Here is a 253-nt window from a genome sequence, read left to right on the forward strand (position 1 = left end):
ATACGGTCCACGTCTTACTGCGCTCGTTGTTTATTTGCATCATATCCAATTGATCCCTTACAAGCGTTTAAGTGATACAATCGAAGCGTTATATCAACACTCGGTTAGTACAGGAACCCTTGCCAATTGTCAAGGCCGATTATTTTTTCCCCAAAATCGCCGGTTTAAAATTCCCCAGAAGGACCTCATTGATCCTTCTGTTTTTCTTCTTGGAGCCTCTTTTCCCGTAATCGATAGCTTTCCCCCTTTAGGT

1 protein-coding gene is annotated in these 253 nt (G+C 42.7%); it reads left to right on the plus strand.

The genetic code is table 11. From position 1 onward, the window contains the following. Window positions 1-253: IS66 family transposase (locus K1I44_RS15645; RefSeq protein WP_483297882.1), on the plus strand; the 253-nt coding region annotated here is incomplete at both ends.

This window comes from Anoxybacillus sp. ST4, assembly GCF_019448545.1.
Classification (GTDB): domain Bacteria; phylum Bacillota; class Bacilli; order Bacillales; family Anoxybacillaceae; genus Anoxybacillus; species Anoxybacillus pushchinoensis.